The sequence below is a fragment of the Haloplanus sp. GDY1 genome (genome assembly GCF_023703775.1).
GTDB lineage: Archaea > Halobacteriota > Halobacteria > Halobacteriales > Haloferacaceae > Haloplanus > Haloplanus halophilus.
The window spans coordinates 1,460,893-1,481,283 of sequence record NZ_CP098514.1; the positions used below are offsets into that span (position 1 = coordinate 1,460,893).

Sequence of the window (20,391 nt, forward strand, 5' to 3'; positions counted from 1 at the left end):
CGAGGTCTCAGGGTCCTTCGAGAGGAGGGAGTACGGATATTACTTGGAAAGGTGGGGGCCCGGATAAGGGAGCTCGTAGCGAAATGGTATCTGCGAGCAACGTTTCGTCCATCCGAATCGACTTGCGACATCATGGACGAGGACTGGGATAACTTACTCATTCTTGATGCCTGTCGGTACGATCAGTTCACTCGGTTGAATACTATCTGTGGGAATCTGGAGGCACGAACGTCGCTCGGGTCAGCCACGCCGGAATTCTTGGAGAAGAATTTCCACGACTCGATCCATCACGATACGGTGTACGTCACTGCGAATCCGATGTACCGAACCCTGAATCTCGGGGACGTATTCCACTCCGTCGTTGATGTCTGGAATACCGGCTGGGATGAGCAACAAAAGACCGTTCCGCCGGAGGAAGTCACCGAAGCGGCACTTAGTGCCCACGAGAAGTATCCAAACAAACGGCTCATCGTACACTTCATGCAACCCCACTATCCGTTCATCGGCAACTCTTCGGAATCACTGGGAGATCACGCCGGCTTCGAACACACCTACCGAGCGGTGACCGACGGAGAAGCTTCGCGGGACAACCCGACAGTATGGGAACTTATCGAGTCAGGGGCAATCGACGAGCGGAGCGCTCTGGACGCCTACGACGAGAATCTGACGGTAGTACTGCCACACGTTGAGCGACTCGTCAACGAATTTCCCGAAAAGACGGTCGTGACATCCGATCACGGCAACCTTGTTGGCGAGCGCATACTACCATTTGGTAGCGCGAGGTACGGTCACCCGAGGGGAACATACACTGAGGGACTTCGCAAAGTGCCGTGGCTGATCATCGACGGTAAAACCCGAAAGGAGGTGAACGCCGAGACGCCTCGGAGAGTCCGGAACGAGGACACGGACGTAGTTTCCGAACGTCTCGCCAATCTCGGATACACCGAGACGTGATACCGCTTCGTGGGGGTAAAGACAGACGTGTGGCGATGAGATGGTTGAAATGACAGGATTCAGGAACAACGATGCCGAGAGTGAAGATTCCCTATGGACGATCAGTAAGGGGGCATCCCTGTTTTTCGTCGGGAAGCTCACCGCCAACGGACTCGGTTTCCTGTTCAATCTAATCCTCACACAGACGCTTGGAGCCGCGCTCTACGGAATCTACACCTACGCGAACACCATCACGGGATTTCTGATTGTATTCGCTCGGCTCGGGACTGGAAAATCGCTCCTTCGGTACATTCCGTCCTATGACGACGACCCACTAGGCCGGAACTCGGTCACCGGACTTGCCTATCTAACTGCACTACTCGCGAGTGTACTCATCGGGGTCGGTATATTCTACGCGGCACCGATCGTATCCGAGTACACTCTCAACGATCCGCTGTTGGTCGATGTGTTGCGTATCTTGGCGCTCGTTCTTCCGTTTAATACGATGATCAATTTGACCAACGCTGTGTTTCGAGCCCTTGAGAAGCTTGAATACCAGATTCTCGTCTCGAATGTTATTGAGCCGCTCGTTCGAATCATCGGCGTATCGGCGGCCTTCGCACTCGGGTACTCACTCATCGGAGCGGTCTCGGCAGTAGCTGTCGGAGCAATATTGACCTTCTGTACAGCGGTATCGTTCCTCGTTGCAAGGACGGATATCCGTCCCACGGGTGACCGGTCACGGGTGAACGTCTCGCAGTTCTACAACTTCTCGCTGCCGCTGACGTTGAAGGACCTCGGTCAAAAGCTCTACACCCGCGTGGACATTCTGATGGTGGGATTCTTCCTAACGGGATCAGCAGTTGGTATTTACCGTATTTCGATCCTAGTTGCGACCCTACTCACGCTCCCGTTAGCTGGGGTAAACCAGCTTTTCCCACCCATTGCCTCGGGGCTATACTCCGACGACAAGATGGCCGAACTGGAAGCGACGTATCGGATCGTTACCCGGTGGGTGTTTACCCTCGTACTCCCCGCAGCGCTCACGTTGATCATATACGGGTCCGAACTGCTCCGGATTTTCGGGAGCGAGTTCTCGGGCGGCGCAGCCGTACTAAGCCTGTTCGCCGTGGCACAGTTGACGAACTGTGCGGTCGGTCCAAGTGGCTATCTGCTGATGATGACCGACCACCAGTATCTCAATATGGCCAATCAATGGATACTGGGGTTACTCAACGTAGTGTTGAACTACGCATTCATCCTCGAATACGGCTTCATCGGTGCAGCGGCAGCGACCGCCGGGACGTTGGCGTTCATCAACGTCGTCCGAGTGGTGGAGGTGGGCTACACCGAAGGGATCATTCCCTACTCGCGAAAGTACTGGAAACCGCTCGTCGCAGGAGGTGGAAGCATCCTCGTCATGGCCGGCTGGAAGTTCCTTCTCACGGGCTATACGGTGCTCATCGTCGGCACCGCGACGGGACTGTTCGCGTTCGCGGGGGCGCTCGTGCTGTTCGGGCTCGAAGACGAAGACCGGCGGTTCTTCGCGGAGAATCTCAAGCCGCGTCTTGAGTGAGGGGAGTCACCAGACCGGAGGAAATATTATATATACAACACGTTTAGCGAACGGTAATGTCGCTCGACGAGCAGTCACGGATCGGTAGGACATGGCGCTCGTCATCGATTGCCACTGCACTTCTCCGGGTGGACGAACTCCTCGCACGGAACCCCGTTGGCGCCAAGGTGAAGTCCTCTCTTCGTGGGAGTCGACTCTACCGGTGGGCAACAGCATCACCAGAGGGGTTCGTGCCACTCGACTCGTACCGGGCTCGCTTAGTTCCCGCAACCGTCCGTGCTGCAGCCACATCGTCAACGACGTTCACACCCATACTGGAACGACGACCGCTCGTCGATTTGCTGATGATGGCGCTGATCGTCTCTCTCCCGCTCGGTCCGTTCGAAGTCGGGATGTTTTCGCTTCCGGACGTGCTCGTATTGGTCACCGTCGTCGTCCTCGGACTGGACGCGCTACGGAGGGGAGCGCTGCAGCGAACGACCGCCTCCATCGGTGCCGTCGTCGCCATCACCGCCTTGCTCGGGTGGATGGCCGGCTCGATCGCCGCGACCGGGGCATCGGTTCGGGAGCTCACCCAGCCCATCGGCCACTGGCTGTTGCTCTGTGCCGTGGTGCTGTACGTCGACAACCACCGGGATGCAGAGCGGGTACTCCTGGCCGGCGCTGTCGCTGCCGCCGGTATCGCGGTCCTCACCCTTCTCGCAACGGTGGTCCAACTCCCGATGGAGCCACGAACCCTCCGCCCGCGTACGTTCGGGCCGATACGGATGCCCGTCGGTCGGGTGTACCCCCTACCGCTTTCGTTCGGGATTTTGGGAATGTTCCTGCTCTATCCCGCTCCGTATCTGGCCGTCCGCGGGTGGCAGGAACGCTCCCGGATCGCGCTTGGTGGCGCCGGAGCGGTCGTCCTCGCGGTCGTCATCACCCAGTCCCGAAGTACGTACCTGGCACTGGCGGCGGCCGTCGGCATCCTGGCACTCGCCGGCGTCTGTTGGACCCTCGTCCACGGGCCGACACACTGGCGCCGTCGGATGGGGTTCGGGGCGCTCGTCGGTGGAACGGTGTCGCTCCCGATCGCACTGCTCGGCGCACGAACGCTGATTCGCGCCGGGCGCCGGACGTTCGTCGCACGCCTCGGCCAAGTCAGGGAGGGGGTCTTGCTCATGCTCGACCGGCCGCTGTTCGGCACCGGCCCGGGCCAGTTCCGGGAGGTCGTCGAGATTCGACACGTGATCCACACGGCGTGGGTTCGGTTGGGAGCCGAATCGGGAGTTCCAGCGCTAGCGCTCTTTTTGGTCGCTGTCTACGTGGGAGTGAGACAGCTTGTTCGGACGGCGACTCAAACGGAACGGGCCACACTAGCGATAGTCTTGCTTGCAGGTGGGACAGCCGTTGCTATCGAAGCCTCATTTCAGGGGAGTTTCGGCCGGCCAACGTGGGTAGTGCTTGGACTCGCAGTTACCGCCCCATGGCGACAACTAGAGGAGAGCAACCAGACAAGATGAGAGCCCAGTCGGAACATCAGTCATTGACGATCCACAGTCATATCACACACTCGTTCACATTTCCAAAGAAATGAAGCCACTAGTTAGTGTCATTATTCCCACGTACAATAGAAATGACCGTTTATGTCGTTCAGTTTTGTCTGTGTTAGAACAGACATACGATCCAATCGAAATAATCATCGTAGACGACCATTCAGATCGTCCTGCAACGGATGTTATCGGGGATATCATAGCAGAAAACAAGATTCTGCAAACGATTCGCCATGAGAGCAATCAGGGAGCAAACGCAGCTAGAAACACCGGGATACAAGCAGCATCTGGAGATTATATCGCATTTTTGGATGATGATGACGAGTGGCATCCAGAGAAGATTGATCGACAGATATCCGTAATTAACTCGGAATCCAACAAGGTAAGTATCGTATACTCCGGGATACGAATAAATCGAGACGAGAGAACATCATACAAATCAGCAACTGCGGAAGGTGATTTGACTAAGCAATTGCTTAAAAAAAACGTCGTCGGTACGTTTTCTACGATACTTATTCGGTCGAAGATTGTTGACCAAGCAGGCAATTTAGACGAGCGATTCCCAAGCTGGCAGGATAAAGAATGGTACGTTAGACTCTCTCAGCACGGAGAATTCAAGCCAATCAACGAACCACTTGTCACGCGCCACATGGAGGGAAGCGATCATCTTAGCGACGATCTCGAACAACTGTCTAAGAAAACCCAGCCACTATTTGTAGAGAAATACGAATCACTAGCTCGGTCATTCGGGTGGCGGTACTATCGCCAGTGGAGAAGTATGTGTGCTCAAAATGTGGCCGGCTATGCGCTCCGACTGGGACACGAACCCGTTGCAAGGCGATATCTCATCGAATCGATCAAGTGGCATCCACTTCGATATCGACCTTACTGTCTCCTTGGTAAGTCAATAATAGGTAAGACTCGTCAAGAATCCTGATCCGTCTATAAAACGGGAAAGACAGATGCGGTTCTACACCCGCCGCCTCGCAGATGAAGACGTTATTGACCCTCGGTGGGGGGGAGAGATGAGTTGGATCTCAGACATTAATACGGGCCACTGAGACATCGTCTCATGAGCGGGACAGTGCGCCACCTCTTCCCCGACACCCCACTCCGCCAACTCGCCGCCCACCACCTGAACCGCCTCTACTACGCCGCCCGAAACGGGGCCTACAACGCGGACGGCGTCGACGTCTTCGCCGCGGACTGGGACAACTTGCTCATCCTCGACGCCTGCCGCTACGACTACTTCGCGGAGCGGTCGACCCTCGACGGACGGCTGGAGTCCCGAACCTCTCGCGCGTCGGCGACCCGCGAGTGGGTCCGCGCCAACTTCACCGGTCGCCGACTCCACGACGTGGTGTACGTCTCCGCGAACCCGAACTACCGGAAGGTCGTCGACGACATCGACGCCGAGGTCCACGCGTACGTCGACGTCTGGCAGGACGACAACCTCGTCGGGAAGGAAAACACCGTCGTCCCGCCGGAGACGGTCACCGAGCACGCGCTGGAGGCGGCCGAGGCGTATCCGAACAAGCGACTGCTCGTCCACTACGTCCAGCCCCACTATCCGTTCATCGGGCCGACGGGCCGGGCACACTTCGATCCCACGGCGACGCTCGGGGAAGTGTCGCGGGAGCACGACGTGACCGGCTCGCTGCTCACGGATGCGTATCGCGAGAACGTCGACATGGCACTTCGCGAGGCCGAGCGCCTGCTGGCATCGCTGACGGGGAGGACGGTCGTGAGTTCGGACCACGGGGAGCTGCTGGGCGAGCGGCTCTTTCCGGTTCCGCTCCGGGCCTACGGCCACCCGGCGGGCGTCTACGTCGACGAACTCGTCACCGTCCCGTGGCACGTCCGAGACGGCGGGGAGCGAAAGCGAATCGTGGCCGAACGGCCGCGCGAACGGGACGAGATCGACGACGGGGCGGTCGCGGAACAGCTCCGGAACCTCGGCTACGTGGCGTAGTCACACGTACCCCAGCGCCGCCAACTGCGCCGCCCGATCCGTCTCCGTCCCGGATTCGGCCTCCGTCGTCGGTTCGTGCGTCCCCCGGTCCACGGCCGTCGTCTCGATCCACGGCACGACGCGCAGGCAGTCCATCGGCATCCCGGGCGGGTGGCCGTAGACGAACCACTCCCCCAGCGCGTTGCCGTGATCGGACGTGATCACGGCCCGGTCGGCGTCGACGTTCGCCAGCAGGAGTTCGACGTCGTCCATCGCGAGTTCGAGGTTCTCGCGATAGCCGGCCCAGACCTCCTCGCGTCCGACCCGGCCGGCGCGGAGCTTCTGCCAGACGTCCTCCCACTCCTGGTCTCCGAACCGGTCGAGGCGCTTGCCCCGCGTCATCTCGGGACGGGAGAGGAAGGGACAGTGTGGCTGCATGTAGTGGGCGACGATGCGGTCGGGGTCGTGTTCGCGGGCCGCCGCGACGGTCCGGTCGGTGATCGCTCGGGGGGGCACGGTCCCCGGGTCCTCCCAGACGTACCGCCAGACCTCGTCGAGCGCGCGGAACTCGTCCGCGTCGAGGGCCTCGGCGGAGAAGGGATTGCCACAGACGTAGGCCGTCTCCGCCATCTCGGCGCCGTATTCGGGGACGAAGTTCCGGCGCATCCACTGCAGGGTCATGCTGTCCAGCGAGCGAACTGCCCGAACCTCGTCGACGAACCCGTACCCGGGCGCCACCTCGCGCATGAGGTCGAGTCGACACGCGTCGACGACGACCAGGAGGTCCCAGTCACGGTCGTAGATCGGCGTCCCGGGAGGTCGCAGCCGGGAGAGTCCCTGCAGTCCCTTGTGGTAGGCGGGGCGGAGTGACTCGCGAGCGCCGTCGGCGCCGTCGGAGCGAACGCGAGCGGCGGAATCCGAGAGCCAGCCGAGGACGTCCATCGAGCGAATGTCAACGTGAGAGAACATCAATCCACGGGTCGGCGGGAGGTCACAGATACCCCAGCCGTCGCAGTCGCGCCGACGTCGCCGCGGACACGGCCGCCTCGCCGCCGCGTCGGAGCCACGCCGCGTATCGGTCGGGAGGCGTCGCGTCGTCGGCCTCCTCGCGGAGCGTCCGCGAGCCGTCGGCAAGATCGTACCGCAGTCGCCGAACCGCCGGCTCCGCCCATCGGGATTCGTAGACCGTCATGGCGTCGTCGTCGACGAAACCGACCTTGCGGACGCAGACGGCGTCGACGGCCTCGCGGTCGTACCGCCCCCGCAGGTCGGCGACGCTCCAGGTGGGCCCGTCGGCGCAGACGACGACCCGGCCGTCGGTTCGACTGCCCTCGACCGCCGCGTCGACGAACGCGTCGGTGCCCCGAACGCGGCCGTCGACGACGCCGTCGAGCGCTCTCGAGAGGCCGAGCCAGGATACCGGCGTGTCGACCCCCCGACCCGTCTCCCACGAGGCGGGCGGCAGGACGTACAGCGGGACGTGGATCCCGTGCGGGTGCAGCGAGGTCTGGTGGCCGAGCCCACCCTCCTCGCCGAACAGTTGGCCGTGATCGCCGGTGACGACGACGAGCGACTCGTCGCGAACCCGGTCTGGGAGGCCGTCGAGCCACCCGCCGATCAGGTGGTCGAGATGGCGGATCTGGGCGTCGTAGATCCGCTCGCGGCGCGCGAAGACGGCGTCCCACGACTCGAAGTGGTCGCGGGTCGCCGCGGGCAGGGGGGCACGCTCCAACAGGTACCGCCGGTCGTCGTTCGCCGCCGCGAGGGCGCGCCGTTCGTCGTCGGGGACGGACAGGCCGAGCGCGGCGGCGCCGGCGTCGGGCGGCGCGTGATGCGGGTTGTGGGTGTCGAGCAGGTTCACGAGACAGAACAGGGGTCGGTCGGCGTGCCGCGCCACGAACCCGTCGAGGTGGTCGATCACCCGCCGCCCGTGGTGCGGGAAGGCCGTCTCGTCGACGCCGGACAGTTCCGTCACGAGCCCGTAGGCGAGGTTCGCGAGGTTCGCGACACGGTTCGGCCGACGGCTCACCTCGCGGAGGAGGGTCAGCGCCGCGCCGACGTCGACGTCGTCGACGTGGTGGTCCGGCGAGAACGCAGAGCGGACGGGTTTCCGGTGGATGGAGTCGTCGACGTAGTCGACGCCGTGGTGGAAGCCGGTGCGCGCGCTGAACGTGGGGTTCTCGCTGAACAGCGCCGTCCGGTAGCCGGCGTCGCGGGCCCGGTCGGGGAGGGAGGCTTGCGCCCCGGACAGCACGTCGCCGCGGCGGGTCACGCCGTGGTCGACGGGCAGTCGCCCGCTGTAGAGCGACGCGTGAGAGGGCTTGGTCCACGTACCCGGGGTGTAACAGCGCGTGAACTCGACCGCCGGTCGCCCCGTCAGCGAGGGCAGCGTCGCCGCCGTCGCGTTCGCTGCGCGGAGGCAGTCGCCGACGAGAACGAACACGTGTGGGGCCGCCATCGGGTGAACGCTCTCGGCACGTCGGCATATTTGTGTCGGTCAGTCGACAGCCGTGGGAGCCGACAGCCGATACGCCTCGTCGAGCAGTCGGTCGACGTGCGCGGCCATCGTGTGTTCGCGGGCCCAGGCCAGCGCCCCGCGCTGTAGCGGCTCGCGATCCGCGGCGAACAGCCGACGGATCGCCGTCACCAGGCCGTCGACGTCAGCCGGTTCGAAGAGAAAGCCCGTCTCCCCGGGATCGATCAGTTCCGGAATGCCGCCGATGTCGCTCCCGATCACGGGGAGGCCAGCGGCGTAGCTCTCGTAGACGGTCATCGGCGAGTTCTCCATCCAGATGGAGGGAACGACGGCGGCGGCGGCGGTGTGACGGAGGTCGGCGAGGCGCTCCTCGGAGACGAAGCCGTGGTAGTGGAGGTTGTCCCGTTCGGCGGCTGCGGCTTCGGTTCGGTCGGCGTACGGGCCGGTCCCGCAGACGTGGACGGTCACGTCCGGGAGCCGATCCGCCGCCGCGAACAGCGTCTCCAGCCCCTTGGCCTCCAGTTGCTGGCCGACGTAGAGGAGCGACGGCTCGTCGGTCACCGGCGGCGGGTTGTCGGCGACGTCGTCGACGCCGAGTCGGAGCCGCTGGGTCTCGACGCCGTCGAAGAAGCCGTGATCGCGGTGGACGTCGACGACGTGCTGACTCGGCCCGGTGACGAGGTCCGGCGTCCCGAGCGTCGACCGGCGCTGACGGGCGTACGCCCGACACGGGAGCGGCGGGTCCTCGCAGACGACGCGCTCCCCCTCGGGGGCCGTCAGGTCCCGGAGGAGGTTGCTCTTGGGACAGACCAGCCCGTAGTCGTGGAGGGTGTGGACGTGACGGACGTTCCGGCGCTGGACCGCCCGCCCGACCAGCGTCGAGATGCCGAAGAGGTTGTTCGTGTGAACGACCGCGGGATCGAGGCGGTCGAGGACCGTTCCGACGGCGCGGGCCGCCGGGAGGTTCACGAGGTCGACCCCGCGCCAGAGGGCCTTCTCGACGATGCCGTCGCCGGTGCCGTCGCTCAGATGCGAGAGGTTGGGCGGGTAGAAGCGCCAGACCTGCAGGCCGTCGTGGACCTCCACGGTCGGCCGCAGCGACGACGGGCCGTCGTAGGGCTTCGACGTGACGACCGCCACCTCGAACCCGCGCTCTTGCAACCCGTGGGCCGCGCGGCGCACGTACTGTTCCGCCCCGCCGTGAGCGTCGGGGGGAAAGAGCGCGTTGACCAGACAGATGTCAATCATCGAACGTCAGTTCGGGGGACGGTCATATAGGTGTTGATCCGCCGACGCGTCGTCGGCTGCCGGCAGCACAGTGATTAGATACCCAACCATTTACCTCGCCGACCGACCTACTCGTCGTCGATGCTCACCGTCGGCGTCGACGCCCGCGTCCTCGGCAAGCCCGAACCGACCGGGGTGAGTCGATACACCGCGAGTCTCCTCGGAGCGCTCGGCGACGGCCACGCCGACGACGCGGAGTTCGTCCTGTTCGGCCTCGACGACCGGCCCGCGAGCCTCGACGCCGCCGACGGCCTCCGTCTCGCGCCCGAACCGGCGCCACACAGCGGTCTCCGCGCGCATCTGTGGGAGCAGGTTCGGCTCCCGGTCGCCCTGCGACGGTACGACCTCGACGTGTTCCACGCGCCCGCGGGCGCACCGCCGTACACGGGGACGCCGACCGTCGCGACGATCCACGACATCTCACCCGTCGTCCACCCGGAGTGGTTCTCGGCGGCGTACGGCGCGCTCTACCGCCTCCTGACCGCCCACACGGTTCGGACGGCCGACCGGATCGTCACCGTCTCCGGGTTCGCCCGGGACGAAATCGTGGAGCGATACCCCGCGGCGGCCGAGCGGACGGTTCCGATACACAACGGCGTGACGCCGCGCGACCGCTCGGCGGGATCGCCGGTCGCGTCGCTCGACGGCGAGGCGTTCCTCCTCTTCGTCGGCGCGATGAACCCCCGGAAGAACCTGCGGACGCTCGTCGAGAGCTACGACCGATACCGGGACCGGGTCGAGGATCCCGCCACGCTCGCCCTCGCCGGACCCAGCCGAGAGGTGTTCGCCGACGGCGACGCCCCCCGTCCCGAGGGGGTGCGAACGCTCGGGTTCGTCCCCGAATCGACGCTCTCGTGGCTCTATCGGGAGGCGACGGCCTTCGTCTTCCCGTCGCTGTACGAGGGATTCGGACTCCCGATTCTGGAGGCGATGAGCGCCGGCACGCCGGTGATAACCTCGAACCGGGGCGCGATGGCCGAGGTGGCCGGCGACGCCGCGTTGCTCGTCGATCCCGAGCGGCCGGCGGCGCTCGCCGACGCGATGGAGCGGGTCACGGCGGCGAAGACGGTGCGCGACGACCTGCGGCGTCGCGGCCGGGTGCGTGCCCGGGCGTTCACCTGGGAGCGAGCGGCCCGGCGGACGATGGCGGTGTACCGCGAGGTTGCCGACGGCCGGTAGCCCGGCCTCACGTCGAGGTCCGCGCGTCGTCGACGGCCGCCGCGACGGCGTCCGATCCCTCGTCGACGAGCGCCCGGTACGCCGCTTCCAGCGTGTCGAGCATCCGCTCCCGGCCGAAGCGGCGCTCGACCCGTTCGCGCGCGCGCTGACCGTACGTCCGTCGCCGCCCGGCGTCGGCGAGCAGGGCGTCGATGGCCGTCGCGAGCGCGTCGGCGTCCCGGGGCGGCACCGTCACCCCGGTGTCCCCGTCACGACTCACCCACGGCACCCCGGTCGGGAGGTCGGTGTTGACGACCGGGGTGCCGTAGGCCATCGCCTCCAGTTGCACGATGCCGAACGCCTCGCTCGGTTCGACCGACGGGAGGACGAACACGTCGGCGCGGTCGTAGCAGGCGTGGAGGCGGTCCTCGCCGACGCGGCCGAGGAAGAACACCCGGTCGTCGACGCCGAGGCGGTCGGCGCGGGCCTCGAGTTCGCGACGGCGCTCGCCCGACCCGGCGACGAGCAGGTCCGCATCGAGGGCCGGCATCGCGTCGAGCAGGTACTCGACGCCCTTGTAGTAGTTCAGTCGGCCGACGAACAGCAGCGTGGGGCGATCCGCTCGCCCGGGGAGTTCGACGGCCGGCACGCGGCGGCCGTAGTCGTCGAGGTCGATGGAGAGGGGGACGACGGACGCCTTCTCCCGGTACGGCGCGAGGTGCGCCGAGCGTTCGAGGAGGGGCGGCGACGTGACGAACACGTGATCGAGCGCGTCGAGAAAGCGGTGGAGGAGCGGTCGGTACAGCCGGAGGGCGCCCCGCTGTCGCACGATGTCGCTGTGATAGGTCGCGACGACGGCCGCGTCCGTCGACGGCGTGGCGAGCTGCGAGACGACGCTCAGCGGGTTCGGCAGGTGGTGGTGGACGACGTCGGCGCTGCGGCTCGCCCGCCCGAGGTGAGGGGGGTACGTCGGCGACAGCGGTACCGACTTCGCCACGCCGAGACTCGCCGTGCGGGTCACGGGGACGCCACCGACCCGCTCGCTGGCGCCCCGTCCGCGCGGGACGGCCACCAGTACGCGATTCGCGTGTCCCCGCCGCGCCATCCCCTCGGCGGTGGCGCGAACCACCTGTTCGATGCCGCCGATTTCGGGGTGGTAGAACTTGTTACAGTGGAGGAGGTCCATGCGGTACCCCGGTGAGAACGTGTCGGCTATCCTAATCAAGGTGGGGGTCGCGGGGGGCGAGTACACCGCCGCCGGGGGAGGGATTTTATTTATACGCTCCCACAATCCGGTAGCGAATGACCGACCCACCGGACTCGCTCTCGTCGTTCATCGGGAGCGGGGAGGTGGCGGACCGCTCGCTGGCCGTCGTGAACCGGACGCGACCGCAGCCGATTCACGACATGTTGGCGGAGCTGTTCGCCGAACAGACCGTCGACGTGGCGGAACTCGACGTCCCCGACGCCGAGGAGGACGTGGTGCTGTTGCTGGAGGGCGACGACGTGGTCGCGTCGTCGCCGCTCCGTGCGCTCGAAGACGAGATACTGCTCGTCAACTCCGACCTCTACACCACGGGCACGAAGCGCCTGGAGGACGTGACGGTCCCCGCAGTCCTCGAAGGGCTGGCGGAGACGCCGTTCCGGGTCCGGGGCTATCCGGCCTCCCACTCCGAGAAACTGCCGCTCATCGTGATGTCGCGGTACATCGAGCGGTTGGCCTGGGAACACGAGAGCGGGCGGCTCAGGTCGTCCTTCCAGCGGCTCTCCAGACTCGACGACGAGCGGGGCACCCGGACGGTGTACCGGAAACTCGGCTCGACGGACGTGGACGTACACGTCTACGGCGTGCCGGACTGGCTGCCGTCGAAGTCGTTTCCGGGGGTCATCCACGCCGGCTACGCCGGCGAGTTTCGCTCCTCGTGGTTCGTCGTCCACCACGCCGAGAACGGGGACCACCGAACCGGGGCACTCGTCGCCGAACGCGTCGACGACGACGAGTGGGAGGGCCTGTGGACGTTCCGTCCCGACCGGGTCCGCGCCGTCAACCGATACATCGAACGCGCCCTGTGACGCGCCGGCAGGGGAGCGCTCCGCTCCCGCGCCTGCGCGAGTGGCCGAACCCGCGCGCACGCGGAACACCGTGACCCCGAGCGTCGCCGACGCCGCGACGACCGGAGAATTATCCGATATCGAGAATACATCGTAATTCGATATGTATCGAAGGCGGAAAGACGAACACGGTCCGTCTATCGGGGGTTCTCCGGGCTTCGTGGGTCGTCTATCCCCGTCAAATCGGTCTGATCCCTCGATCGTTCCAAGACCACGGAATCCCTGATTTCGGAAATTTCACCGATTTTTCTCCGAATTTTTCGCGAAATATTCACTATTTCTTCAGTATCGGGGCAGTATCCGTCACCTCCGCGCCATATCATACCACTACAACTGAAAGGAAATAATACATTCTCGAACAAGTATCGAATATCTATTATTTTATGGATCTGACGGCCCCGTCATCAAGTATATGGGGTTGCTCGCCGTAGTCGTGGCCAACACATGGCAGACGACGCGGACGGGAGGCCGTCGAGCAAGGTGGCGAGGCTCATCGACGCGTACGGCTTCGACGAGGCGTTCGGGGACGAACTCGAGGCGCTCTGGACGGCCGACGGCCCCCAGCGCAGGAGCCTCCGCGATCTGGCCGACACGTTCAATCGACGGCTCCTCGAATCGGTCCTGAGCGACGCCGGGATGTCGACGGTCGACGGGGAGGTCGACAACCTCTACCGGCTGCTGACGGCCGACGACGTGAGTAGCGGCATGCGCATGGAGGCCCGCGCCCGTCTGGAGCGAAACGGCGTCGACGTCGACGACCTCGAATCGGATTTCGTCACCTACCAGGCGATCAGATCGTACCTCACGTCGTACCGGGACGCCGAGTACGAGGGGACGAGCGACGAGGACCGCGTCGAGAACGTAGTCGATACGATCCAGCGCCTCCGGTCACGGCTCGATTCGGTCGTTCAGGGGAGCCTGGACCGCCTTCGGTCGACCGAGCAGTTGACGCTCGGAGAGTTTCGGCTGTTCGTCGACGTGGACGTGCTCTGTGAGGAGTGTGGCGCGCAGTACGGCGTCGTGGAGTTGCTGGAGCGCGGGGGCTGTGATTGCGACGGATCGTAAGGCGAGTCCCGGTCGTCAGATCTCCGTGACCCGTGCGTAGTCGTCGTCGAGCGCCTGGGCGTCCTCCGGCAGGAGGGCGACGACGAGAAACTGCGGGTGGTCGGCGACGTAGTCGACCAGATCGGCGAGTCGTGCCGAATCGATGGCCTCCAGGGAGTCGAGCAGCATGAACGGGACCGTCTCGTACACCTCGTGGACGAGGTAGCCGGCGAGGGCGAACACCAGGCCCGTCACTTCGCGCTCGCTCTCGCTGAGGTGATCGACGGTGTCCTCGTAGGTCGCACCGGAGTCCGTACTGCGGATCACGTGCAGTTCGAAGGCCGTCCGGTCGACCTTCCGTCGGCCCTCGCGAACCTCGCGTTCGACCCGCTCGATCCAGATGCGTTCGAGGTTGGCGTAGCCGAGACGGTCGAGCACCGCGTCCATGTGGTCGTTGAACCCCTCGACGGACTCCCGTTCGATCCGGTCGATCCGCGTCCGAAGGTCCGTCAGTTCCTCGCTGAGTTCCTCGCGCTCCGCCCGGAGGGCGTCCTCCTCGGCCAGGCGGTCCTCGACGTCCCCGATCCGGTCGGTCACGTCGTCGAGGTCGGACTCGAGCTGGCCCAGTTCGAACTCCAGCTGGTTGGCCTCCTTGTGTAAGTCGAGGACCTCGCCGAACTCCTCGGCCTCCAGTTCCTCCACCTCGGATTCGAGGTCGTCGATGTCGTCGTTGAGTCGGGACCGCTTCTCGCGCAGTTCGTCGAGCGTGTCCTCGCGGCGGTCGAGTTCGTCGTCCAGGTCGTCGAGCTTTCGCTCCACCGTCTCGCGGCGCTGCTGTCGCTCGCGGTGGCGGCGCTGTTCCTCCTTCAGCTCCTCTAACTCCGCCTCCAGCGTCCGGATCGTGTCGAGTTTCTCCTGCCGGACCTCGCGCAACTGATCGAGCGTATCGGAGATGCGGTCGGACGACACCTCGGAGCCACAGGTCCAGCAGACCACCGTGTCGTCGACGAGTTCGTCCGTCACCGACCCGTCGTCGGGTTCCAGCACGTCGGCGACCGAATCGTCGCCGCCGGACAGCAGGTCCTCGTTGAACTGGATCACGTCCTGGAGGTCGCTCACGTCGCTTTCGAGACGGTCCCGCCGGTCACGGAGGCGCGAGATCTCGCGTTCGAGTTCGTCGTGTTCGCCCATCGGCGCCTCGGGCAACTCCTCCAGTTCCGACTCGAGTTCGCGCCGCTCGCCCGTCACCGACTCGATGCTCTCCTGCTGGAGGTCGATGTCCGACCGGACGCGTTCGAGGGCGGCACGCTTCTCCCGCAGGTCGTCGAGTCGGGCCTCGAGTTCCCGCTTCTCCTCCCGAGTCTCGTCCACGTCGGCGTCGAGCGACTCGATTTCCGCCTCCTTGGCCGCCAGTTCCTCGCGCTTGTCCTCGATGTCGGCCTCGAGCTGGCTCCGTCGCTCCTCCAGTTCGGGGAGTTCGCCCTTCAGCTCCTCCAGATCGGCGAGTTCCTCGTCGATCCGATCCCGCTCCCGTTCGCACTCCCTGATCTCCGCCTGGATGGCCTCCGTATCGACCGGCCGCATGATGAGTTCCCGCAGGTCGCCGCCCCTCGCGACCGCCCGGCGGGCCTCGTTGGATTCGAGGAGGAAGGCAAAGAGGTCCGCGAGTTCGGGGTCGTCGAGATACGGGTCACCCCCGGTCGTCACGGTGCCGTCGGTCCGCGTCAGCGTTCGCGTGTACGTCTCCCCGCCGAGTGCGAGTTCCACTCGACCCTCCTGGGCGTCGCCCTTCAGCGAGACGCGGTCGCTTCCCATGACGCCCATGATCGATCGGAGAAACGACGTGCGGTTCGTCGCGTTGCGCCCGGTCAACACCGTCACACCGGGGTCGACGTCGACGGTCGTCTCGTCGATTCCGCCGACCTTCTGCACTCGAAACGTGGCCGTCCGCTCGATTCCCTTCTGCTTCGTCATGCGCGTCACGAGGGTCTAACCGCATAAAAAAGTACTGTCGACGGTCACCCGATCCGTGTGCCGAATGGAATAACGATCCTATTCCTGTTAGTTTCGGGGGTCGGCCTCGACAGCGGGGGAGTGATCGACCCGTGGAATAACGCCGATACGTTAGTTACGCCCGTCCGACACGGCTCCGGAGTCGCCTCGAAGGCGCATCGCCCGGCGGTGACGAACCGGCGGAGCCGTCGACGGGGCTCCGATGCCGGGGTGGCCACCGACCGACGCGGTGGCCGCGGACGCCGGTGTCCGCGCGGCGTCCGACTGCATTTCCCATGAGTGGACGCCCGCGATCGGTCCGGAAGCCGGAACCGTACACTCGGGGTGCGACGGCGCGTCGACCCACCACGCCGACCCACACGGATCGCCGTGGTCGGCGGGCGCCGTTCCTCGCATGGTGAATCGGACGCGGCGGTTCGGGGGTGTGGGCCGGTACCACACGCCACGGATTCGGGCGAGTCCGCCGTTCGGGGCACCGACGTGTTCCGCCGACACGGGACATTCACTGATAGCGAACGCAGTTGGGAACGCCGTTCGGCGGCGCTACGGCGGCACTTCGGGCGGTTCTCGGATCGGGAGGGACCGACCGACCGGCCGTTCCGGGGATTCGGCGTCCGCGCTCGCCGACGGCGTTTACCATCAGTGCGACGGCGGTCGCGAGTCGACCCCCCTGCGGAACGCGTTCGTCTCGCCGGGCGGCGGGCGCTCCGTCAGTCTTTAGACGGTGACGGAAGTAGCGCCGCACATGGTTGTCGTGGCTGCAGTCGATAGATCGAGGGACGAGCGACGGACGGTCGAGGAGGGACGCACGCTCGCGTCGAGATTCGGCGAGGAACTGCACGTGGTCCACTGCCTCAACGAGTCCGAATTTCGGAGCCTCGAGCGGACGAGTTACGAACGGACGGGCGAGACGATCGACGTGTCGGAGCTCGAGGCCGCGGCGACCGAGATCGCCCGCGAGGCGGTCGTCGACGGGGTGGACTGCACGCCGGTCGGCCTGGTGGGCAATCCCGCACAGCGCGTCCTCGAGTACGGGCGGGACCAAGACGCCAGATATCTCGTCGTCGGCGGACGAAAGCAGTCGCCCGTGGGGAAGGCCCTCTTCGGGAGCGTCACGCAGTCGATCCTCCTGAACGCCGACCGTCCGGTGGTCACCGTCATGGCCGAGGGCTGACGACGCCCGGTCAGTCCCACGAGCGCGCTCTCGACGCCGCCGCGACGTGGCGTGAGCGCCGTCTCCGCTTCGGTGACACGCCCCATTATGGAGAAACTTTTGCCGCTAGGGTCGTCTTTTGGGTGATGGGAGGTTGGGTCGGCAGTATGCCATACGAGGCCTACGAGAGCATCACGGCCGAGAAGGACGACGGAGTCGTCACGATCACGTTCCACCGCCCCGAGAAGTACAACGCACTCAGCACGGAGGTGTACATGGACCTCGCGAGAGCGTTCGCCGAGATCCAACTCGACCGGGAGGTCGACGCCGTGGTCATCACGGGGGAGGGCGACGACGCGTTCTGCAGCGGGGCGGACATCGGTCAGTACGCCGGATCGGCGGCGGAGCACGACCCGCGCCAGAAGGACCGCCAGCAGCACTTCTACGAGAGCGTCTACAGGGCGGCCTACGACCTCCACCCGCCCGTCATCGCGAAGATCAACGGCTACTGCGTCGGCGGCGGGCTGATCCTCGCCAGCTTCTGTGACCTCCGGATCGCGGTCGACGACGCGAAGTTCGGGGTTCCGACCACGGACATCGGCCAGATTCCGGGCGGCGGATCCACGTACCGCGTCACCCAGCTCGTGGGCGAGGCGAAGGTGAAGGAACTCGTCTACACGGCCGGCATGATCGACGCGGACGAGGCCAGGGACATCGGGTTCGTCAACCGGGTCGTCGAGCGCGACGAACTCGACGCCACGGTCGACGACGTCGTCGCCGCCATCCAGGACACCGGCCGACAGGCCGTCAAGAACTCGAAACGCGCGATCAACTTCAGCGCGAACGCGCCCGACATCGACACCGCCCGCGAGCGCGAGGCCGAGATCTGGTGGGAGCAGTTCGCCACCGAGGAGCGCGAGCGACTCGTCGACGAGTTCAACGAGTGATGCGGTCACGCAACCGCGCCGGAGGTCGACCTACGATGCGACACGAGCCCGTGAGCGGTCTCGACGACGTCCACTGCGTGGACACGAAGATGCTCGGCAACGACCGGCAGATGGCCGCCTACATCGTCGACGGCGACTCGACGGCCGTCGTGGATCCGGGGCTGTCGACGGGGAGACACCGGGTGCTGGACGCGCTCGACGAACTCGACATCGCCCCGGCGGACCTCGACGCCATCGTCCTCACGCACATCCACCTCGATCACGCCGGTGCCGCCGGCTTTCTGGCCGAACGGTGTCCGAACGCCGACGTCTACTGTCACGAGCGTGGGATCGAGTTCCTGGCCGACGAGGCGAAACTGGCCCGACTGATCGAGAGCGTCCACCGCGCGGTCGGCGACCTCGCGGACGAGTACGGAACCGCGAGGCCGATTCCCGAGGAGCGGTTCGTTCCGCTCTCCGACGGCGAGTCGATCGACCTCGGCGACCGGACGCTCCGGGCGATCGAGGCGCCGGGACACGCTCCCCACCAGGTCTGCCTCCACTCGCCCGGGGATCGGGCGCTGTTCACCGCCGACGAGTGCGGCGAGTACCTCCGGGGTAACCTCCTGCCGACGACGCCACCGCCCGACTTCGACCTGGCGGCGAACCACGAGACCCTCGAAACGCTGCGGGCGCTGGACGTCGAGACGCTACTTTACCCGCACTTCGGTCCCCGTCACGACGCCGCGGGAGCCTTCCGGGAGTACGCCGAGGTCCTCGACTCCTGGGTCGAGACGGTCCGGAACCAGTGGGAGACCCACGGCGATACGGACCGTGTGATCGAGGCGTTCGTCGCCGACGGGAGCGGACCGAAGTACCGCGTCTGGGACGGCCCGGTCGCCCGCGAGATCACCCGGATGGACGTCGAGGGGGCGCTGCGATACCTTCGGTGACCCGTCCGTCGGCGCGACGCCGCGCATCACCAATTTTTATTAGTCGGATGGTGGAACAGGGGGGTATGGGTTCGGAAGGCCCTCTGTCGGATCTTCGAGTCGTAGAGATGACAGTCCACCGCGCGGGCCCCTTCTGTGGGTCCCTCCTCGCGGACATGGGAGCTGAGGTGGTCAAAATCGAGCGACCGGGCGTGGGTGACCCCGCTCGAACGCAGGGCGTCGGCCCCGAGAACCGCTCCGCGTACTTCATGGTGAACAACCGCAACAAGATGTCGGTCGAACTCGACCTCAAGACCGAGGGCGGACGGGAGGCCGCACGCGAACTGGTCGACGAGGCGGACGTGTTCCTGGAGAACTTCGGACACGGCGTCGCGGACAAGCTCGGCCTCGACTACGAGACCCTCTCGGATCGAAACGAGGACCTCGTCTACGCCAGCATCAAGGGGTACGGAAAGACCGGTCCGAAGCGGGAGAAGAAGGGTCTCGACCTCATCCTGCAGGCGGAAGGGGGGATCATGAGCGTCACCGGGCCCGAGGGCGGCGAGCCGGTGAAGGTGGGACAGGCCGTCGGCGACCTGACCGCAGGGCTGCTCGCCACCGTCGGGGTGCTGGCGCGCCTCCACGAACGCGAGCGTACGGGGACCGGCGGACAGTTCGACGTCGGCCTCTACGACGCCATCGTGAGCCTCATGAACGAGTACATCACCACGTACTCGATGAACGGGGAGGTCCCCGGACCGCAGGGTCGCTCCCACCAGTTCACCGTCCCGTACCAGCTGTTCGAGACGGCCGACGGACACGTGGTGACGGGCGTCCCGAGCGACGAGCGGTGGGACGACTTCGTGGACATGCTCGGACGGGAGGAGATCCGCGAGTTCCGGACGAACGAGGAGCGATACGAGAACAGCGAGGAGGTCATCGGCGTCATCCAGGAGGAGTTCGCCGAGAAGCCGACCGAACACTGGCTGGAACGGCTGACCGAGTACGGCTTCCCCAACGGACCGCTGAACGACGTCGCGGACGTCGTGGAGGACGAGCAGAGTTCGGCTCGCGGCCTCGTCGAGGACCACGACGACCCCGACTGGGGCGCGTGTCTCCTCCCCGGCCACCCGATCCGCTATCCGGACTACGAGACGTCGGTCGACTCGCCCGCGCCACGGCTGGGCGAACACACCGAGGCGGTCTTCGCCGACCTCGTCAGCGAGGAGCGTCTGTCCCGGTGGCGCGAGGACGGCGCGTTCGGCGACCCGGAGTGATCGTCGCTCGAACGTCAC

Annotated in this window: 17 protein-coding genes; 12 read left to right on the forward strand and 5 right to left on the reverse strand. The window is 65.4% G+C overall.

The features are described from left to right. The first annotated feature begins 132 nt into the window (after positions 1-132). The 5 genes from NBT67_RS07825 (at position 133) to NBT67_RS07845 (ending at position 6,016) form a co-directional block, all read left to right on the forward strand. Positions 133-954 carry an LTA synthase family protein gene (locus NBT67_RS07825; RefSeq protein ID WP_251344287.1) on the forward strand — a complete coding sequence of 274 codons (822 nt, stop codon included), beginning with the start codon at positions 133-135 and terminating at the stop codon, positions 952-954. Positions 955-994: 40 nt separating this feature from the next. Continuing rightward, a complete protein-coding gene (locus NBT67_RS07830) occupies positions 995-2,509 on the forward strand; it encodes a flippase (RefSeq protein ID WP_251344288.1) in 1,515 nt (504 codons plus the stop codon). Between the two features lie 56 nt (positions 2,510-2,565). Then, positions 2,566-4,014, forward strand: coding sequence for an O-antigen ligase family protein (locus NBT67_RS07835; protein ID WP_251344289.1), 1,449 nt, complete (start codon positions 2,566-2,568; stop codon positions 4,012-4,014). Between the two features lie 70 nt (positions 4,015-4,084). Beyond that, positions 4,085-4,981 carry a glycosyltransferase family 2 protein gene (locus tag NBT67_RS07840; RefSeq protein ID WP_256474709.1) on the forward strand — a complete coding sequence of 299 codons (897 nt, stop codon included), beginning with the start codon at positions 4,085-4,087 and terminating at the stop codon, positions 4,979-4,981. A gap of 135 nt (positions 4,982-5,116) precedes the next feature. Further along, a complete protein-coding gene (locus NBT67_RS07845; RefSeq protein ID WP_251344291.1) occupies positions 5,117-6,016 on the forward strand; it encodes an alkaline phosphatase family protein in 900 nt (299 codons plus the stop codon). Here the strand turns inward: NBT67_RS07845 and NBT67_RS07850 are convergent, their stop codons facing one another. From NBT67_RS07850 to NBT67_RS07860, 3 genes are read right to left on the reverse strand one after another with little or no spacing between them, the layout of a single operon-like run. After that, positions 6,017-6,964, reverse strand: coding sequence for an alkaline phosphatase family protein (locus tag NBT67_RS07850; RefSeq protein WP_251344292.1), 948 nt, complete (start codon positions 6,962-6,964; stop codon positions 6,017-6,019). Between the two features lie 22 nt (positions 6,965-6,986). Beyond that, positions 6,987-8,453, reverse strand: a complete 1,467-nt coding sequence (locus NBT67_RS07855; protein ID WP_251344293.1) for a sulfatase-like hydrolase/transferase — start codon at positions 8,451-8,453, stop codon at positions 6,987-6,989. Between the two features lie 39 nt (positions 8,454-8,492). Next, entirely contained in the window at positions 8,493-9,719 is a 1,227-nt protein-coding gene (locus tag NBT67_RS07860; protein ID WP_251344294.1) for a glycosyltransferase, read from the reverse strand. A gap of 120 nt (positions 9,720-9,839) precedes the next feature. Between NBT67_RS07860 and NBT67_RS07865 the strand changes: the two genes are divergently transcribed. After that, a complete protein-coding gene (locus tag NBT67_RS07865) occupies positions 9,840-10,937 on the forward strand; it encodes a glycosyltransferase family 4 protein (RefSeq protein WP_251344295.1) in 1,098 nt (365 codons plus the stop codon). A 7-nt stretch (positions 10,938-10,944) separates the two neighbouring features. On the opposite strand, the gene NBT67_RS07870 is transcribed toward NBT67_RS07865, so the two are convergent. After that, complete coding sequence (locus NBT67_RS07870) at positions 10,945-12,102, reverse strand: glycosyltransferase (RefSeq protein ID WP_251344296.1); 1,158 nt, start codon at positions 12,100-12,102, stop codon at positions 10,945-10,947. A gap of 116 nt (positions 12,103-12,218) precedes the next feature. Between NBT67_RS07870 and NBT67_RS07875 the strand changes: the two genes are divergently transcribed. Then, entirely contained in the window at positions 12,219-12,989 is a 771-nt protein-coding gene (locus NBT67_RS07875; protein ID WP_251344297.1) for a DICT sensory domain-containing protein, read from the forward strand. A gap of 483 nt (positions 12,990-13,472) precedes the next feature. Beyond that, complete coding sequence (gene rdfA, locus NBT67_RS07880) at positions 13,473-14,093, forward strand: rod-determining factor RdfA (RefSeq protein WP_251344298.1); 621 nt, start codon at positions 13,473-13,475, stop codon at positions 14,091-14,093. Between the two features lie 15 nt (positions 14,094-14,108). On the opposite strand, the gene NBT67_RS07885 is transcribed toward rdfA, so the two are convergent. Next, positions 14,109-16,046, reverse strand: a complete 1,938-nt coding sequence (locus NBT67_RS07885; RefSeq protein ID WP_251344299.1) for an archaea-specific SMC-related protein — start codon at positions 16,044-16,046, stop codon at positions 14,109-14,111. A gap of 784 nt (positions 16,047-16,830) precedes the next feature. Between NBT67_RS07885 and NBT67_RS07890 the strand changes: the two genes are divergently transcribed. The 4 genes from NBT67_RS07890 to NBT67_RS07905 all read left to right on the forward strand — a co-directional run bounded on the left by NBT67_RS07890 (position 16,831) and on the right by NBT67_RS07905 (position 20,373). Next, a complete protein-coding gene (locus NBT67_RS07890; protein WP_251344300.1) occupies positions 16,831-17,259 on the forward strand; it encodes a universal stress protein in 429 nt (142 codons plus the stop codon). A 146-nt stretch (positions 17,260-17,405) separates the two neighbouring features. Then, positions 17,406-18,185, forward strand: coding sequence for an enoyl-CoA hydratase/isomerase family protein (locus NBT67_RS07895; protein WP_251344301.1), 780 nt, complete (start codon positions 17,406-17,408; stop codon positions 18,183-18,185). 35 nt (positions 18,186-18,220) lie between these two features. Beyond that, positions 18,221-19,117, forward strand: coding sequence for an MBL fold metallo-hydrolase (locus tag NBT67_RS07900; RefSeq protein ID WP_251344302.1), 897 nt, complete (start codon positions 18,221-18,223; stop codon positions 19,115-19,117). A gap of 65 nt (positions 19,118-19,182) precedes the next feature. Then, positions 19,183-20,373 carry a CaiB/BaiF CoA transferase family protein gene (locus NBT67_RS07905; RefSeq protein WP_256474710.1) on the forward strand — a complete coding sequence of 397 codons (1,191 nt, stop codon included), beginning with the start codon at positions 19,183-19,185 and terminating at the stop codon, positions 20,371-20,373. Positions 20,374-20,391 lie beyond the last annotated feature (18 nt).

Bases quoted from the DNA above. Each gene is read 5' to 3' on its own strand.
- NBT67_RS07865 (WP_251344295.1), top strand. From the start codon at position 9,840: ATGCTCACCGTCGGCGTCGACGCCCGCGTCCTCGGCAAGCCCGAACCG.
- NBT67_RS07840 (WP_256474709.1), top strand. From the start codon at position 4,085: ATGAAGCCACTAGTTAGTGTCATTATTCCCACGTACAATAGAAATGAC.
- NBT67_RS07845 (WP_251344291.1), top strand. From the start codon at position 5,117: ATGAGCGGGACAGTGCGCCACCTCTTCCCCGACACCCCACTCCGCCAA.
- NBT67_RS07860 (WP_251344294.1), bottom strand. From the start codon at position 9,719: ATGATTGACATCTGTCTGGTCAACGCGCTCTTTCCCCCCGACGCTCAC.
- NBT67_RS07870 (WP_251344296.1), bottom strand. From the start codon at position 12,102: ATGGACCTCCTCCACTGTAACAAGTTCTACCACCCCGAAATCGGCGGC.
- NBT67_RS07850 (WP_251344292.1), bottom strand. From the start codon at position 6,964: ATGTTCTCTCACGTTGACATTCGCTCGATGGACGTCCTCGGCTGGCTC.
- NBT67_RS07890 (WP_251344300.1), top strand. From the start codon at position 16,831: ATGGTTGTCGTGGCTGCAGTCGATAGATCGAGGGACGAGCGACGGACG.
- NBT67_RS07855 (WP_251344293.1), bottom strand. From the start codon at position 8,453: ATGGCGGCCCCACACGTGTTCGTTCTCGTCGGCGACTGCCTCCGCGCA.
- NBT67_RS07895 (WP_251344301.1), top strand. From the start codon at position 17,406: ATGCCATACGAGGCCTACGAGAGCATCACGGCCGAGAAGGACGACGGA.
- NBT67_RS07900 (WP_251344302.1), top strand. From the start codon at position 18,221: ATGCGACACGAGCCCGTGAGCGGTCTCGACGACGTCCACTGCGTGGAC.
- NBT67_RS07825 (WP_251344287.1), top strand. From the start codon at position 133: ATGGACGAGGACTGGGATAACTTACTCATTCTTGATGCCTGTCGGTAC.
- NBT67_RS07835 (WP_251344289.1), top strand. From the start codon at position 2,566: ATGTCGCTCGACGAGCAGTCACGGATCGGTAGGACATGGCGCTCGTCA.
- NBT67_RS07885 (WP_251344299.1), bottom strand. From the start codon at position 16,046: ATGACGAAGCAGAAGGGAATCGAGCGGACGGCCACGTTTCGAGTGCAG.
- rdfA (WP_251344298.1), top strand. From the start codon at position 13,473: ATGGCAGACGACGCGGACGGGAGGCCGTCGAGCAAGGTGGCGAGGCTC.
- NBT67_RS07905 (WP_256474710.1), top strand. From the start codon at position 19,183: ATGGGTTCGGAAGGCCCTCTGTCGGATCTTCGAGTCGTAGAGATGACA.
- NBT67_RS07875 (WP_251344297.1), top strand. From the start codon at position 12,219: ATGACCGACCCACCGGACTCGCTCTCGTCGTTCATCGGGAGCGGGGAG.
- NBT67_RS07830 (WP_251344288.1), top strand. From the start codon at position 995: ATGGTTGAAATGACAGGATTCAGGAACAACGATGCCGAGAGTGAAGAT.